Genomic DNA, 17,232 nt, shown 5'->3' with positions numbered 1-17,232 from the left:
TTTTAATCAAAATAATTATGAGTTGATTTGGAGTTGAATACAATGGGGGAAAATCATTATAAATGGAGTAATAAACAATTACGAGAGCATGTTGAAGTAATAGATGGTAAAAGAAGTCCGCACATTTTATGTAAGAACGCAACTTATTTAAATTCCTATATGCGCGAGTGGATGCAAGCAAATATTTGGATCTATGATGACCGGATTGTTTATGTAGGGGAAAAGCTGCCAGTGCAACTGCATGAATGTGAAGTCATTGATTGTGATGGAAAGTATGTAGTTCCAAGTTACATAGAACCTCATGCACATCCATATCAATTATATAATCCTGAAACTTTAGCGAATCATGCGATGCAGTTTGGGACAACAACTTTTATTAATGATAATTTAACTTTATTTTTCACATTACAACGTGAAGAAGCATTTCGTTTATTAGATGAATTTGAAAAGATTCCAGCAAGTATGTATTGGTGGTGTCGTTTTGATGGACAAACTGAATTGCAAAACGGGGAAACTTTATTTAATCGTGAAGAAATAATAGAATGGCTTAAGCATAAAGCAGTTCTTCAAGGCGGCGAACTAACAGCGTGGCCAAAACTATTACATGGCGATGATGAAATGTTAACTTGGATGCAGGAAACGAAGCGATTGCAGAAGAAAGTAGAAGGACATTTTCCAGGTGCATCTGAAACGACTTTAGCGAAGTTAAAACTGTTAGGTACAGATTGTGATCATGAAGCGATGACAGGGCAGGAAGCTTTCACTCGTCTTATGCAAGGTTACACTGTTTCCCTAAGAAATTCTTCAATCCGCCCAGATTTAGAAGTTTTACTGAAAGAATTGTTGGAACTAGGCGTAAAGCAGTTTGATAGATTCTTTTTTACAACAGACGGCTCACATCCTTCGTTTTATGAGAATGGAATGACAAACGTTATGATTTCTACCGCGATAAAACAAGGAGTGCCAGTAATAGATGCATACGATATGGCAAGTTATAATATTGCTCGTTATTATAATATGGAACATGTACATGGTTCGATTGCGACAGGTAGAATTGCTAATATCAATATTTTAGAAAGTAAAGAAAACCCAGTACCAATTAGTGTCCTTGCAAAGGGGAAATGGGTGAAGCGTGACGGTGTAAATACACATGAGGCATTACATATAGACTGGAGTAAACATAAAGTAACTCCATTATCATTAGATTGGTCAATAGAAAAAGAGGATATGATTTTCTCTAATAAAAAGGGGATACACTTATTAAATAACGTTATTACAAAACCATACACTAGTGAAATCAATATAGACTGTGATGAATTGTCCACAGATCATGATGAATGTTTCCTTATGATGATTGCTCGTGATGGCAGTTGGCAAGTGAATATAGCTGTCAAAGGTTTTGCAAAAGAACTAGGTGGGCTTGCTAGCTCTTATTCTGGTACAGGTGACATCATTCTTATCGGAAAAAGAAAAGAAGATATGCTTACAGCTTTTCGTAGAGTAAAAGAGCTCGGTGGTGGAATGGTCATAGTAGAAAACAATGAAGTGTTACACGAAATAGCATTACCATTGCTCGGGATTATGTCTAATTTAAAAATGAGAGAATTAATACAGGAAGAGAAACAGATGGTGAAATTACTACAAGAGCGTGGCTACGCGTATGATGATCCAGCATTTACAATTTTATTCTTTTCTGCGACGCACTTGCCTTTTATACGAGTAACACCTATAGGATTATATGATGTGAAAAGTAGTAAGGTAGTTGCCCCGCCCGTGAATTTGATAAAGCAATATTAAAAAGAAAGATCCTATAAAAATTTTATTTTATAGGATCTTTCTTATTATTAGCATAAGAATATTGTAAGCCTCAAATGATATAGTATCTAAATCATTTGAGGTGATATGTAAATATGAAAAAAATATTTTACATTTTAAGCGTATTTATTCTGTGTGTATCGATACAACACGTTGTACATTCCCAATCAGATGCACCAGAGTTATCTTCGGATTGTCTCGAAGAAAGAAAAGTTAGAGATGAAAAGTATGTGAAGAATATAATACAGGACATTAAATCCACATTTAATTTAAATATTGATGAACATAGTTTTTGGGAAGTAAGTAAAAGAGATCTGGAGGCTGCTCATTTGATGTATGGTGGAAAGGAAAATGATTCTTATTATACTTCGCTAACTAAAATTTATGACAGTGGTGGATTTAGCGAACAGCCCAGCCTATTTGTGAGGGCGCAAGAAGCATTTTTACTTTATAAAGAAAAAGATAATATCAATGTAATGAAACGCCTAAAACTAGACGTTGAAAAAGGGGAATGGCTCGTTATAAAAACGAAAAAGAAGAAAGGGAAAAAAGTGAAATTTAAGCCGTTGCAATGTGAAAAAGATTATATGAAAAAGAGAAATGAATAACAAAATACTTATTCATGCTGTTTTTATTCAACGATATTTTGCTGTTGATTTGAAATAGAAAAAGGTAAACGAACATATTAGCTTTATGGAATATGTTTGTTTACCTTTTTTTGAGAGATTTAATAATTGGGGATTATTTACTGCCTAATGAATTTATAACATTCAATGAATTTGTTCTTCATAAACATTAGATTTTGTGTCAAATGATTTATACATTGCCGAAACACCTATGTATATTTTATTCTACAGTATTTATAAAAGAATGTTGGCTATTCATAAGAAATATGATTGGCACGGTTTTTGCTTGTATTACATGTAAGGAAGGGAGATTGTATGTAAGGAATCTGTACTCGTAATAGTATAAAACAAGCTACTATTGCATTATTAATCATAGTTGTATTTATAGGGGAACTGTAAATACATACAAATAAGTGGGTTTTTTTGATTTTAAAATTCTGAATTTTCATTTAAATCATTAGGGGGCAATGGTATGGTTAAATATTCGAAAATTTCTAAGTGGATTCTTGGTGTTGGACTAGTGACAATAACATGTAATGGTTTGCAAATTCAAGCAGAGACAAAAGAGAAAAATGTGAAGAACGTATTACAAATGGAGCCGGTAGGAATACAGAAATCTGTTGATGAATTGGCGCACCCTTCAAAAGTACAAGAAAATGAATCTTTTACAAAACGGTTAAAATTAGCGGATTTATCGCAGCGTCCACTAGCACCAACCGATAATATTAAGCCGTTAGCTGAAGAAAAAAAGTATTCGATGGCTGAGTTAAATCAATTAAATAATAAACAATTAACTGACCTTCTTGTGACAATTAAATGGTATCAAATTCCGGAATTATTTCAGTTTAATAGTGATAGTCTTAAATTCTATCAAGATGATAGCCGAATGCAAGCGATTATTAATAAACTAGCAGAACAAGGACAAGCTTATACGCAAGATGATTCAAAAGGGATTGAAACATTAGTAGAAGCTCTACGTGCAGCGTTTTATTTAGGTTTTTACCATGATGAATTAAGCAAACTAAATGAGCGTAGCTACCATGATAAATGTTTACCAGCTTTAAAAACAATTGCAAAAAATCCAAATTTCAAACTTGGTACATCAGAACAAAATAAAGTAATTGCATCATATGGAAAATTAATTGGAAATGCATCAGCAGATGTTGAAACGGTTTTATATGCAGGTGAAATTTTTAAACAATATAACGATAATCTTGCAACTTTCATTGAAGACCGAACAAAAGGAGACGCTATATATGAGTTGATGAAGGGAATTGACTTTGATATTCAGACGGATATGTACACGACTGGAAAAGAGCCAAAAGATACGATGTGGTTTCGAAATATTGATAACTTTATTAATGAAATAAATCGTTTTGCACTACTTGGTACAGTAACAAATAAAAACGGATGGTTAATTAATAATGGAATTTACTATGCTGGCCGATTGGGCAAGCTTCATAGCACGCCCACAAAAGGACAACAAGTTGTTACAGATGCAATGCGAATTTATCCATATTTAGGAGAGCAATACTTTGTTGCGGCAGAACAAATTACTACAAATTATGGAGGAATAGATGCGAATGGAAAAACTGTAAATTTAGATCAAATTCGAGAAGAGGGGAAAAAGAAATATTTACCGAAAACGTATACGTTTGATGATGGTGCAATTGTCTTTAAAGCTGGGGATAAAGTTAGCGAAGAGAAAATTAAACGTCTATACTGGGCGGCAAAAGAGGTGCGTTCTCAATTTTATCGTACAGTTGGTAGCGATAAACCACTTGAAAGTGGACATGCTGATGATGTGTTAACGATGGTTATTTATAATAGCCCAGATGAGTATCAATTTAATCGTCAACTGTACGGATATGAAACGAATAATGGTGGGATTTATATTGAAGGGACAGGGACTTTCTTTACATATGAACGTACACCAGAGCAAAGTATTTATAGTCTGGAAGAATTGTTCCGCCATGAATTTACGCACTACTTACAGGGAAGGTACGAAGTTCAGGGATTATGGGGCCAAGGGGAAATGTATCAAAATGAACGTTTAACATGGTTTGAAGAAGGGAATGCAGAGTTCTTTGCAGGTGCAACGCGATTAGATAGTGTAGTACCACGAAAAAGTATAATTGGTGGGTTATCTAATGATCCTGCAAAACGTTATACAGCATCACAAACATTAAATGCGAAATATGGAACGTGGGATTTTTATAATTATTCGTTTGCACTGCAATCATATATGTATAATAAGCGCCCAGAAATGTTCGATAAAGTACATGATTTAATTCGCGCAAATGATGTTTCAAGTTACGATGAATACCGTGCTACATTAAGCAAAGATAATAAGTTAAATGAAGAATATCAATCTTATATGCAAATGCTTATTGATAATCGTGATAAGTATACAATTCCACAAGTATCAGATGAGTATTTAACTCAGCATGATCCAAAATCGCTTTCGGACGTTACTTCAGATATTACGAATGAAGCGAAATTAAAAGATGTGAAAGTAACAAAGAATAAATCACAATTCTTTAATACATTTACACTACAGGGGACATATACAGGAAGTGCGGCTAAAGGAGAAGTTGAGGACTGGAAAGTGATGAATGAAGCAATGAATGATATGTTGAAACGTCTTTCAGGAAAAGAGTGGACTGGATATAAAACATTGACTGCTTATTTTGTAAATTACCGTGTAAATAATGCTGGGCAATTTGAATATGATGTTGTGTTTAGCGGAGTGAATACGGAAGAAGGTACGGCTGTAGAAAAAGAACCAAATAATTCATTTGAAACAGCAAACCCACTATCTTTGAATATTTTGTTAAGAGGAACCTTGAGCGATCAAGATCAGGGGGATAAATTTGTTATTGATGTAAAGGATCAAAAAGATTTACAAATTTCTGTTACGAACGAACAAAATATTGGATTGAACTGGGTATTATATTCTGAATCAGATTTAAATAATTATGTAGCTTATGCAACAAAACGTGATGGAAACAAATTGCTTGGAAATTATAATGCAAAGCCAGGGAAATATTACTTAAGTGTATATAAGTATGGTGGTGGAACAGGGAATTATACGGTACAAGTAAAATAGTTTACTATAGTTTGTTTTGAAAGGCTACTTATTACATTTTGTAGCGAAATAAAGTATTTAATGTTAAACATTAAACTAATTCAACATATCCCTGTTCTAATTATAGAACAGGGATATGTTGGCTTTATATTTTTAAATTAAATAACCTCATTGGATTTTGATAAGAAAATAATTAATATACATCTGAATTCTCATTTGTAAAGCATGTTTTAATCTTCTTAATGCTCTTTCATTTTTGTCTCAATGCTTGTTTTCAAATCAGTTGATACTTGATTGAAATACCCCAAAACAATCTCCCTAATATCATCGGATATAACTTTCAAATCACTAGCTAAGTTTTCAGCGAGATGTTCTTTTTCTATTGGCTGTAACTTCGTATAAAATTCACCAGCTTGTGTAAAGTCATCCTGTTTCGTTATAGAAGCTCTTTCAAGTTTACCTTCAACGTACCTTCCTTCACCGGTTGTAATTTGATTAGCAGGTGTCCAATCTTGCTGCTGGTTAATCGTTAATTTGCGAAATTCTGGACCAATTCTTCTTCTTTGTGAATCACTGTAAATGTTAGCGCGCCCTTGCAGCATTTTATCATCTGATAGTTCTGCACCATCCAGTAAATTAGAAGGAGAGAATGCGACTTTTTCTACTTGTTCCATAAAATTTTCAGGATTTTTATTTAATACCATTTTCCCGACTGGTATGAGAGGATACGTCTGTTCATCCCATACTTTTGTGTCATCTAAAGGATCATAAGAAAGGTGCACTTCATCTTTCGGATCCATGAGCTGGACGTATAAACCATACTCCACTGGTTTACCATTTTCAATAGCATCATATAAATCTTTCCCGCTATAATCAGGATTTTCGGCAGCTAGTTTAATTGCTTCTTTACTAGTAATGTACTGTACACCTTCAAACGGGTACCAATGATACTTTACATACTTTCGATTACCTTCCGCATTTCTCCATACATATGTATTAACACTATGTCCTGGAATGTGGCGAAGACTTTTGGCCGTACCATTATTAGAGTATAAACGGACAACAAAATGAATAGATTCAGGTGCTTTAGCGACAAAACTCCAAAATCTATTAGGGTCTATTAAGTTATTTTTAGGTGAAGGTAATAATGCTTGAATCGTTTCAGGGAAACGCATCGGATCACGGACAGAAAAAACAGGAATGTGATTACATAAAAGGTCAAAAATGCCTTCTTTTGTATAAAATTTTGTAGAAAAACCGCGTACATTTCTAGCAGTATCCGGTGTTCCTTTCGTACTAACAGCTAACGAAAATCGCACCATAACAGGAACTTTCTCATTAGAATTTTGTAAAAAACTTAATTTAGTATGTTCAGACATCGAATATATCGTTTGAAAATAACCGAACGCACCAAATCCTTTTACATGAACAGGTCTTTCTAAAATTTTTTCATGAATAAATTCTTGTAACGTCTCGTGAAGTACACTATCTTGCTCTAGTACGGGTCCACGTGAACCAACTGTTTGAGAGTGAAATTTAGCTGGTTCAGTAAGTTCTCGATGTTTATTAAAGTCTTCTTCTAATAATTCTTTCCTATGTTTATCATATTTTTCATTCATCGATATAGCCTCCAAATTTTTTTCGTCGATTGTTACTAAATATGATTTTATAGTCTCGATTATGTATGACATACAAAGTTCAAAGCAGTAACATACCGCTAGATGAAAAAAACACATATGTAGTGGACCTGTTGAAATAGAAGAAATTATGGAAAAATGAATATCGGGAAGAGAAAGCACACGTTTTAATGAAAAATGTGGAAGAAAACCACTATTAAAATTTCAATCTTAAAACTTAATTTATAAACGATTATATAGAGAATGAATGTTAAAAAAGGAAAAATAACTAGGAGGAATTTAACATGTCGGATTGGTTTCAATTAGATAAAGAATATATGATGTCTACATATTGTCGTACAGAGGTTGCAATGGAAAGAGGAGAAGGATGTAAACTATATGATGTAGATGGTAAAGAGTATTTAGATTTATTTTCTGGCGTAGGAGTAAATGTATTAGGATACAATCATCCTAAAATTGTACAAACGACAATGGAACAAGTTACAAAATCGTTGCATCTGCCGTTTCATTTTTTAAATCCAGTTGCGATTGAATATGCAAAGAAATTAGTGGATTGCTCATTAAAAAACGGAAAGGTCTTTTTTACAAACTCTGGTACGGAAGCGACAGAAACAACTTTGAAATTAATTGATAAATATAGAGCTAATACGAATGAAGAACGTGAAGGAATTGTAGTGCTGAAGAATAGTTTCCATGGGCGTACGTTAGGGGCACTTCATTTTACGAGACAAGAAAGTGTATATCAAAATTTCCCTAAAACATCGATTCCTGTATATGAAGTAGAGCGCGAAAATATAGACCAATTAGAGGAGACTATTATTAAAGAAAAACCAATTGCGATTATGCTAGAGCCTGTTTTAGGAAGTGGAGGAATTTATCCTTTATCAAGTGAATATTTACATGGTGTTCAATATTTATGTGAAAAATATAATGTACTTCTTGTCGTTGATGAAGTTCAAAGTGGTATGGGTAGAACGGGAAAACTATTTGCTTATCAAAATTTTAATATTACACCAGATATTATTCAAATTGGTAAAGGAGCAGGAGGCGGGATACCGCTAGGAGGAATTATTGTAGGCAAAAAGTTATGTGATGTATTTTCACCAGGAGATCACGGGACAACGTTTGCTCATTCATCAATGGGAACGGCTTTAGGGTTAACGGTATTAAACACATTGATTGAAGATGGTTTAATGCACGAAGCGTATGAAACGTCACTATATTTAAATGATAAATTACAAGAAATTCAGAAAGAAAACTCTTATTATATTCAGGAAGTACGTCATGCTGGCATGATGTTTGGAATTAGTCTGAATGATACGAATGAAAATGTGAAGAAATTACAGGTTGAGCTAATGAATAAAGGAATGCTAGTCGATGTAACACAAGGGAATATTATTCGATTACTTCCGCCGTATATTATTACAAAAGAGGAAATTGATGCATTTATTACTCAATTTATTACTTGTATGGATAAGGTTGCTACTGTAGTAAGTGCTTAAAAATTAAAAGCTATATTTTATATAAAGTGCACTCTAATTGTTGGGGATAGTTTACAATTGGGGTGCATTTTTTATAGTTGAATTTTGTAAAATATAGTCGTTTGTATATGATAACGGAAAAATAGAAGGAATTTCGTTATATTTGAGTGGTGAAGAAAAGGGAAAGTAAGTATAAAGATAGTAGATAAAGCGGGTGGTTTAAATAACTAATGATAGAACGTTTTGAAAATAATAGCATACGAATATATAAATAATAAGAATGAGGTGATATATTGGAAAATAATGATATTCAATTTACTTCTTTACAAATGAGAACGGATAAATATGGTTGGGCTAGTATTCAATATACAAATAAAAAGCAGGCTATCTTATATACTCGAAACGGAGGAGTAGAATGGGATATTGTCAATCCTCTTAATTCAATTGTATTATTTGGGTATCCAATAAACGCTCGAAGCTCTTGGGCATATGGTTTAACAAAAAAGAATGACGATTTATTGCCAGCTATATTTTATACAGTTAATAGAGGAGAAAGATGGAGTGAGTTTATTTTACCGGTTGAAGAAGATTGGGAGAAATCGACTGATGTTCAAGTACAATTGCATGCTACGAATATGGATAGTATATGGATTGTATTATCTAGAAAGCTTGCATCAAATAAATTTGAACATAATTTATACTATTTGAAAACGAAAGGGAAAGTTTGGAAAGTAATAAAAAATATAAGTATTAGTGATAGTATTTCAGGGATAACATTTATAAACGATCTAATTGGGTTTATTTCACTACAAAAACATTATGAAACATCAACGGTATTTAAAACAATAAATGGTGGGGAAAGTTGGCATCCTATAAAAGATATTCCAAGTCTTGAAGGAATTAATAATGGGACTGCTATGGCTTATAAAGCAATCTATAAAAATAACTTATTAGTAATACCAACTAAAATGAATGATGATGTATTTTTAATGAATTACTCATTTGATAAGGGGAATTCGTGGCATATTTCAAATAAAACAATAAATACTAGTAAAGTGGCTGTTTCGTTTTTTAGTTCCTATTATGGCTGGGTTATAAATAGTGAAAATGGGAGTGTGTATCAAATAATAAAAAAAGGAGCAAAATGGATTAAAGTATCAAGCAATCCATTATTAAAAAATGTATTTTGTTTGCATTTTTTTAATCGGCGTAAAGGTTGGGCGTGTAATAAAAAAGAAATATTTACTACAAAAGATCGCGGTATAACATGGAAAAAGGTAGTATATAAAATTAATAATATTGATAAATTTATTTAAAAAAGTCCTAAAGAAATTAGGACTTTTTTTGTTTTTTATGGTGAGAGTTGTAACAAACAATGATAAGAGAAAGGAGGTAAGTGCAGAACTTATATTTTTAAAAATAGACGGTTGTTTTTACACAGTATAATTCACTTTTGAATATGTTAATAAAGTAGCAAATTCATAGGAAATGGTAATACTTAATATTTTATGTCACATAATGTGTAAAGGGGGCGTGTAATGAAATCGTTAACGGTTATTATTTTGTACAGTGAAAGAGAGCAAATGTTAGAAGAGTCAATTCAATCTATATGGAAGTTAAATCCTCTTGAAATTATAATTTTCGTTCCTAACGATAGAAGTAATTTGTATGAAATAGCAAAGAAACATAAATGCCATATTGTTTTGATGGATAAATATAGTACGTATTATGATGGGTATGAAGCTTCTGTAAAGGCAGCAAAAGGAGATGTATTGTTATTTTTAGATAGTAATTTTTTATTATCTTCAACTGAAATGAAGAATTTTATTGAGCCAGTTGTTACAAATCAGGCGGATGTAGTATTAAACAAAATAGATAAATTTATAGAAGTTGGTAAATGTCCGAATATGGATATTGTTTGGAGAAAAATGTTAAATGAAATTTTAAGTCGACCAGATTTAAAAAGCAATTCAATACTTTCATTACCATATGCACTTACGAAAGAAGTAGTGGTAAATATCGGGTTTGATTATATAAAAGATATCGTTCTAGCTCATATGAACATAGTGAATCAAGGCTGGCGGATTAACAATCAATATGCAATAAGAACGTTATCTAAAGATGAAATGTTAGAAGAAGAAGGGTATTTATTTAAAAAAGAATTATTAGAAAATAGAAAAAGAGAAAGTGGAAAAATATTTAATTGGTATATCCAAATGGATAGAGAAAAAGGGAAGAAGAGTAGGATTTACTGATGCAGGAAAAAGAAGAGATATTATTCAAAGATTAGGTGAAAGCAAGCAGTATCCTTCGTATCATCGAGGCTGGGGAATGCATTCTTCAATTTATAACGGGAAACAACTTTCTGTCATTATACCAGTACAAAATGAAGAAGAGACTATAGAACAAGTAATACTTGAGGCGAGAAAAATAGAACCACTAGAAATAATTGTCGTTGTAAATGGTTCGACAGATCAAACGGCTAATATTGCTAAAAGACTTGGTGTTACTATTATTGAATATAACGAACGACTTGGTCATAATGTTGGACGTGCTATTGGAGCGCTTGAAGCTACAGGAGATATTCTTTTATTTATTGATGGTGATTTTAGTGTTTCAGGAAGTAATTTGCATCATTTTACAAAAGCAGTTTCAGCTGGTGTAGACATAGCATTAAATGATTTGAATCCGATGTTACATCCTCCGTTTTATGTTGTAGACGTCGTAAAATATATGCTTAATTTAGCATATAATCGTCCAGAATTAAGCAATGGCTCATTAGTAGCAATTCCACATGCTATGAGTAGATCATGTTTAGATGCAATAGGCTGGGAAAGCTTACTATGCCCTAGTCTTGCACAAGTAAAAGCTATATTACAAGGGTATAGAGTAGAATGTGTACATTACGTTGATGTTGTAAAACCGAATAGAATTCGTTTAATGGAGAATGTAAGTTACAATGGACATCCTCCGGCAGTATTAAGAATAATTGGTGATCACGTTGAAGCTCTCTCTTACTTAATAGAACATCTTGAAATAGATGGAAAGGGTGATTAAACTGTTAGACCAGTACAAAAAAATTAACATTTCATATGAACAATTATGGCAAATGGATTTTCAAATTACAGAACCATTTATACTCAAGGTTGATTGGGATAAAGTAACGTATGAATTTTTAATTCGTATTAAGCCCGATGCTTCTAACACTATTGTTTTTGGATCCGGAGCAGGTGGGTTTCAAGAACAGCCAATTGGTCCACCTATTTTTCATCGACATTCTTGGATGGATGAATTTGAAGATACTGTTATATATTATAATGACCCTACGTTATATCTTGGAAAATTATCTTTAGGCTGGGGACAGGGAGAGTTAAATAGATTTTATTTACAAGATATAGCAAATATTTTAGAAATAGTATTTGCAAAGTTAAAAGTTGATTCGAAAAATGTGTTGTTTTATGGCAGTTCCGGGGGAGGATTTATGTCTTTAATTTTAGCTGGATTCGTTAAGGGCTCCACAGCTTTAATTAATAATCCTCAAACAAATTTATTAAAATGGATACCTGTACCAATAAATCTAGTTTTCGATTTGTCTTATCCAAATTTATCAAGAGAAGAAGTTGAGGAGAAATTTGGCGAAAGAATTAATGTTGTGAAATTTTTTAATCACATTAAATATGTACCGAATATTTATTTTTTGCAAAATTTCGCGTGTGAATTTGATGTGCAAAATCATTTGCTACCATTTATTTCCGAATTAGAGCAACTTGATAAAGACACGGAAGTAAATCAAATTATAATTGACTTATATTTTGATAAAAAAGCAGGGCATGCAGCTGTAGGGAAGAGTGAAACAATTGAATATATAAAAAAAGTAAAACCTAATCAGACTGTAAAAGAAGAACAAAAAGAAGTGGACCTATCAGTCGTTATAGTTTTAGGAGAAGAAAAATCAAAATTGAATCAAATTTTAAATAAAGTGCAGCATATAAAACCGATAGAAATTATTATTGTAGCTGATGATAGAATGAGTGCGATACAATCTATACCAACATTTGTTGAAAGTAACGTTGTTGTGATTGAGGAGAAAAGTAAACGGAAAGCACCAGTTCATGGGGCAAAAATCGCCAATGGTGATGTAGTCTTATTTTTAGATGGGGAAGATGTTATTTTTTCGGTAGAATTAGAGCGATTTATAGAACCGATACTGAAAAAGGAACAGGATGTAATCTTAAATAACATAGACTCCGTATGTTTTGAAAAGATGAGAGTAGAATGGCCAAGTATTGCTATGGTGTATAGAAAAATAGTAAACGATGTATTGGGGCGTATGGATTTAAAATATGATTCGATGTTATCTATGCCATATGCTATTACTAAAAAAGCAATTGAAGACATTGGATATGATATCTTGCAGAACCCTATTCTGTCCCAAGTAACTCTTATTGAGAAAGGGTGGCGACTACAATCCTCGTCAGCTATCACTAACACCTCCTTGAATAATATGCCCGCAAACGAAACCTCTTTCTATAAAAATGAATTAACTAAATTAGAAGTATATGAGATTAAAGAAAATATAAAAGCTTTGGAGAGTTGGTTACAACGAAAAGATGATAGAGGTAACTATACAGATGGAGGAAGAAAAAGAGAAATTATAGAGCAGTTAAAAAAACAAAAGAATTATTCACGTTTCCATAAAGGATGGGGAATGAATTCATCAATTTATAATGGAAAACAGTTATCAATTATTATACCAGCACAAAATGAAGAATCAACGATTAAAGAAGTTATTCTTGAGGCAAGAAAAATTGAACCGAAAGAAATAATTGTTGTCATTAATGGGTCAACAGATCAGACAGAAGTAATCGCTAAGCAATCAGGGGCAACAGTAATTGTTTATGAAGAAAGATTAGGGCATGATGTAGGACGGGCAATTGGTGCACAAGAAGCCACAGGGGATATACTTCTCTTTATTGATGCTGATTTTGCTATTCTAGCAAAAGATCTTCATCCGTTAACGCAAGCTGTTGCGGATGGTGTTGATATGGTTTTAAATGATTTAAATTTAAATCTTAGATTTCCTCTATATATTGTAAGTTTATATAAATATATTTTGAATATTGCTTGTAACCGTAAAGATTTAGGGGTAGGATCTACAATTGCTGTTCCCCATGCTATTAGTAGAAAATGTTTAGAGGGAATTGGCTGGGACACTCTTCACACAGCGTGTGTTGCACAAGTAAAGGCAATATTAGAAGGGTATAAAGTCGGATGTGTCCATTTTGTAGATGTAATGAAACCAAATCGTATTCGGCCACAAGAGCATTTTGCGACGATAGGACATCCACCAGCTGTATTGAGAATTACTGGGGATCATTTAGAAGGACTTTCATATTTATTGAAGAATAAGGATTTTAAAGATTTATTTTAAAAGGTAAATTTGTCTATTGAATGAGTAACTTAAACATTTCATTTATGCAACTTGACGATATTTAGTATTGCAATGAAACTAAAATCAAAAATTTTTATTATTTTTAGCTCAGGTACAAGTGAAGAGCATGTTTCACTGACTGATAGTAAATGAACAAGTAACTAAAAGGTAAAGGCTTCTTTATATATATGAAGAAGTTTTTATCTTTTTTATTTTAAGTATGGAAGGTAAAGGGTAAATAAAGTTGTATTTTTATTTTTGGATAAATAGATATTAGATATAAGAAAGAAGGGAATATCTTGTCTTGCATCAATAAAAGTTGTTTTAATATTTCTTTAGAAACTAAAGTCAATCCAAATGGTGGCGCAGAAATATTCGTAAGGTGCAATGATGAAAGTTTGTCTAATTTTAATGTAATACCATTTATCGCATGTATTTCTATTGCAGTGAAAGATGATTTGAGTTTCTTAGTTAATTTAGATAGTTTAATCAAACGTTAATTGCCTATAAAACGAATAGTAAAATAGCATCTAATTTATAAAAATTAGTACGAGAGTCGTGTCCGAATTTAATTAACTGCATATATTGTTAAAAGAAAGGAGGGAGAGTTATGGCATGTATTACGAATAATGTTTGTTTAGATGTGTGTCTTAAAATTACAATTACCCCTGGTAGTGGAATTGATGCAGTAGTAGATTGTGGAGGCGAATGTGGGACAAGTCCTACAATTATAATTAATCCTAGTGGATCAATTGTTATTACTTTACCATTAGTTGCATGTTTCTCAATTGCACTAAATGATGATTTAAGTGTTGAATCTTCATTAACAAGCCTTTCTTTTCAAACTTCTTAAGAAGATACAGAAATGAAAAACTTGCCTTCTACTTTTCTTTTGAGTTGATGTAAAAATAAAAAAGATGGTTACAACCCATCTTTTTTATTCTGTCATATATTAAAAATGATATAATATATTATTTAGTAGGTAGGATGTATAATTAGAAGCACTCTTTACCTCTTTTTTGTTCGATGAGGTAAGAAATTGCTTCTATATGATCGCCAATGATTTGTTGTGTTGCTAATGAAAGGTAGCCTTCCTGCGAGAAGTGTTTTTCTGGTCGAACTCGATTTATCTTGTCAACGTCGATAGAATGAACATTTTGTACATGCAATCCTGCTAAAATTGTTTTAACTTGACTTAAGGTTGGTGAAAGAAGAGAATCAAACCCAATTGTATCAATGCATTTTCGACTAAAAGCATGAGGGACAGCAGTTGTGGAGCCCATACCTAAATCTTTTCGATTACATGCTAAATTAACAACATGCTTACATGCAGTTACGATAGTATAAGGAACACGATACATGTAGTAGTGCTCTAATTTATTTAAAGCTAAATCGGTTCCATTTTGAACAGATTGTACAAATGGTAATAAATCAGAACTAGGAATTAAGAAATCACCATCAATAAATAATAATATATCACCTTTTGCAAAATATGCACCAACGGCACGTCCGGTATCAATGCCGAGTGCTTCTTCGTAGCTTATAACTGTTGCACCGCAACCCTTCGCCAATTCCTCTGTTTTATCTGTTGATCCATTAACAATAACAATAATTTCAAAAGGTTTTAATTTCTGCACCTCAAAAATGATAGATTCTATCGTTTTTTCTTCATTTTGAACAGGGATAATGATGGATAATTGTTTATTTCCATAAGTATTTGAATAAAACTCTTTACCTGTAATTATTTTGGATATAGCTCTTTGTTCGCCGTTTTGAAGTTCTAAAATAATATCCCGCCTTCGATTATTATCAGTATAGTTTCCTCTTGAATCTTGTAATATATTTACCCAATTTTCAATTGCTTCTAGGTGATAACGAATGAGTTGTTTTGAGGGGAAGGAGGGAATTTGCGGTATAGAAATTTTAAAATGATTGCTAATGCGAAAATTATTTTTAATAATTTTCATTTGTGCTAATATCGGATTTAATAAACTTTCTGGAGTAATTGCTTCAAGAATTTCCTTTGTTACCGCGTAGGGAGGAAATAATAGTGAGTTAACATGTAAATCTGGACGATGAAAGAAATGATTCGTAACTTGCTGCCAAATCATTTCTATAGTTGGCTTTTGCTTTTGATAAAAAAAATCATCTAAATTGTTTAATACTAAGTCAGCTGATTTATCTAGTAATGGTTGAAGAAATTGTTTAAGTAAGGAAGGGGGGATATTGTAATTTGCATCTAAAAATAAGAGGTACTTACCTTTTGCTTTTTTGGCACCAATTACATAACAATTATTTGATTCTGTCGGTTCTTCTAATGTGATAATTTTACAATTGTAAGATTGTGCAATATCAATGGAATCATCGATACATCCGTTAATAGTAAGGATAATTTCTAAAGGCTGTAGTTGTTCACAGGCTTTCAAAATTTCAGGTAAAACTTTTATGTTATGCTGTATACGAATAATAATAGAAATCGGATTTTTACACATAAGTAGTCTCCTTTTTAATCAGAGGTAGTTATTAATAAGGTTAGATAAAATAGGAGATATATATTTTATTATATACGTAACGACTATTTAGTTTTATCAGACTTAGAATTTTCATTACTTGAATTGGAACCTTTATTTATTCCAGACGCGAGTAAATTATTGAGAACGCTAAGGTCTAATTGCATAGGGATTGAGTTTTCGGATGTAGTTTTCTCATTTTCTTTTTTTGTAGTTAATATAGTCTTTATATTTTTTATTTCTTTATATTGTTTTAAGGTAATGAAAAATCCAGAAATAATGAAGAGAAAAGAAACAGTAGTAAGTAAAAGTATTATTTCCAACATAAAAGAGCCTCCTTTAAAACTATAATAATATTATAGTTAAATGTAATAAAACAGAATTCGAGTTAATGAGTTCACTTTTTAAATATATGCAAATCTTAAGTAAAAGTTACTGATTTCTAAGTTAGAGGAAGCAATTATAGAAACGTTATAAATATAAATAAATGAAAGTTTCATTTGTAGTGTAAAGGTATATATTATATAAGCTAAACGTCATTTTATAACAAGTTAAACAGGGTTTAATTTTATATAAAAAGAGCATTTAATTGGACAAATAATTAATTATGTGAAATAATAATAACAGATAAGGAGACGTTGTTT

At 32.0% G+C, this 17,232-nt stretch carries 11 protein-coding genes and 1 pseudogene; 9 read left to right on the top strand and 3 right to left on the bottom strand.

Annotated features, from left to right (window positions below):
* Positions 1-42 precede the first annotated feature (42 nt).
* The 3 genes from HMPREF1014_RS15060 (at position 43) to colA (ending at position 5,550) form a co-directional block, all read left to right on the top strand.
* Complete coding sequence (locus tag HMPREF1014_RS15060; RefSeq protein WP_000504392.1) at positions 43-1,797, top strand: adenine deaminase; 1,755 nt, start codon at positions 43-45, stop codon at positions 1,795-1,797.
* Positions 1,798-1,910: 113 nt separating this feature from the next.
* Positions 1,911-2,423 (top strand): hypothetical protein, encoded by a 513-nt coding sequence (locus HMPREF1014_RS15055; protein WP_000719378.1) that lies wholly within the window; start codon positions 1,911-1,913, stop codon positions 2,421-2,423.
* Between the two features lie 490 nt (positions 2,424-2,913).
* The gene (gene colA / locus HMPREF1014_RS15050; RefSeq protein WP_000241880.1) at positions 2,914-5,550 is read left to right on the top strand and encodes a collagenase ColA; all 2,637 of its coding nucleotides are present in this window, start codon (positions 2,914-2,916) and stop codon (positions 5,548-5,550) included.
* A 218-nt stretch (positions 5,551-5,768) separates the two neighbouring features.
* On the opposite strand, the gene HMPREF1014_RS15045 is transcribed toward colA, so the two are convergent.
* Complete coding sequence (locus HMPREF1014_RS15045) at positions 5,769-7,148, bottom strand: catalase (protein ID WP_001003615.1); 1,380 nt, start codon at positions 7,146-7,148, stop codon at positions 5,769-5,771.
* Between the two features lie 302 nt (positions 7,149-7,450).
* On the opposite strand from HMPREF1014_RS15045, the gene HMPREF1014_RS15040 reads away from it, so the two are divergent.
* The 6 genes and pseudogenes from HMPREF1014_RS15040 to HMPREF1014_RS15010 all read left to right on the top strand — a co-directional run bounded on the left by HMPREF1014_RS15040 (position 7,451) and on the right by HMPREF1014_RS15010 (position 14,931).
* The gene (locus HMPREF1014_RS15040; protein ID WP_001286469.1) at positions 7,451-8,668 is read left to right on the top strand and encodes an aspartate aminotransferase family protein; all 1,218 of its coding nucleotides are present in this window, start codon (positions 7,451-7,453) and stop codon (positions 8,666-8,668) included.
* Positions 8,669-8,940: 272 nt separating this feature from the next.
* Positions 8,941-9,963 carry a hypothetical protein gene (locus tag HMPREF1014_RS15035; RefSeq protein ID WP_000429613.1) on the top strand — a complete coding sequence of 341 codons (1,023 nt, stop codon included), beginning with the start codon at positions 8,941-8,943 and terminating at the stop codon, positions 9,961-9,963.
* Between the two features lie 222 nt (positions 9,964-10,185).
* A pseudogene (locus HMPREF1014_RS31065) lies at positions 10,186-11,704 on the top strand (glycosyltransferase family 2 protein).
* Positions 11,705-11,756: 52 nt separating this feature from the next.
* A complete protein-coding gene (locus HMPREF1014_RS30140) occupies positions 11,757-14,078 on the top strand; it encodes a bifunctional glycosyltransferase/dipeptidyl aminopeptidase/acylaminoacyl peptidase (protein ID WP_142238248.1) in 2,322 nt (773 codons plus the stop codon).
* Positions 14,079-14,377: 299 nt separating this feature from the next.
* Complete coding sequence (locus HMPREF1014_RS32465) at positions 14,378-14,578, top strand: hypothetical protein (protein WP_002098269.1); 201 nt, start codon at positions 14,378-14,380, stop codon at positions 14,576-14,578.
* 110 nt (positions 14,579-14,688) lie between these two features.
* Positions 14,689-14,931 (top strand): hypothetical protein, encoded by a 243-nt coding sequence (locus HMPREF1014_RS15010; RefSeq protein WP_000752186.1) that lies wholly within the window; start codon positions 14,689-14,691, stop codon positions 14,929-14,931.
* Between the two features lie 142 nt (positions 14,932-15,073).
* Here the strand turns inward: HMPREF1014_RS15010 and HMPREF1014_RS15005 are convergent, their stop codons facing one another.
* Together HMPREF1014_RS15005 and HMPREF1014_RS15000 are read right to left on the bottom strand one after the other, a co-directional pair.
* Positions 15,074-16,570, bottom strand: coding sequence for a glycosyltransferase family 2 protein (locus tag HMPREF1014_RS15005; RefSeq protein WP_000335247.1), 1,497 nt, complete (start codon positions 16,568-16,570; stop codon positions 15,074-15,076).
* An 83-nt stretch (positions 16,571-16,653) separates the two neighbouring features.
* The gene (locus HMPREF1014_RS15000; RefSeq protein WP_000889747.1) at positions 16,654-16,914 is read right to left on the bottom strand and encodes a hypothetical protein; all 261 of its coding nucleotides are present in this window, start codon (positions 16,912-16,914) and stop codon (positions 16,654-16,656) included.
* Positions 16,915-17,232 lie beyond the last annotated feature (318 nt).

The sequence above is a fragment of the Bacillus sp. 7_6_55CFAA_CT2 genome (genome assembly GCF_000238655.1).
Classification (GTDB): Bacteria; Bacillota; Bacilli; order Bacillales; family Bacillaceae_G; genus Bacillus_A; species Bacillus_A cereus.
The sequence above is the reverse complement of the archived record's forward strand: the minus strand, read 5'-3'. Positions and strand labels throughout refer to the sequence as shown.

Bases quoted from the DNA above. Each gene is read 5' to 3' on its own strand.
- HMPREF1014_RS15040 (WP_001286469.1), top strand. From the start codon at position 7,451: ATGTCGGATTGGTTTCAATTAGATAAAGAATATATGATGTCTACATAT.
- HMPREF1014_RS15045 (WP_001003615.1), bottom strand. From the start codon at position 7,148: ATGAATGAAAAATATGATAAACATAGGAAAGAATTATTAGAAGAAGAC.
- colA (WP_000241880.1), top strand. From the start codon at position 2,914: ATGGTTAAATATTCGAAAATTTCTAAGTGGATTCTTGGTGTTGGACTA.
- HMPREF1014_RS15055 (WP_000719378.1), top strand. From the start codon at position 1,911: ATGAAAAAAATATTTTACATTTTAAGCGTATTTATTCTGTGTGTATCG.
- HMPREF1014_RS15000 (WP_000889747.1), bottom strand. From the start codon at position 16,914: ATGTTGGAAATAATACTTTTACTTACTACTGTTTCTTTTCTCTTCATT.
- HMPREF1014_RS30140 (WP_142238248.1), top strand. From the start codon at position 11,757: ATGGATTTTCAAATTACAGAACCATTTATACTCAAGGTTGATTGGGAT.
- HMPREF1014_RS15005 (WP_000335247.1), bottom strand. From the start codon at position 16,570: ATGTGTAAAAATCCGATTTCTATTATTATTCGTATACAGCATAACATA.
- HMPREF1014_RS15010 (WP_000752186.1), top strand. From the start codon at position 14,689: ATGGCATGTATTACGAATAATGTTTGTTTAGATGTGTGTCTTAAAATT.
- HMPREF1014_RS15060 (WP_000504392.1), top strand. From the start codon at position 43: ATGGGGGAAAATCATTATAAATGGAGTAATAAACAATTACGAGAGCAT.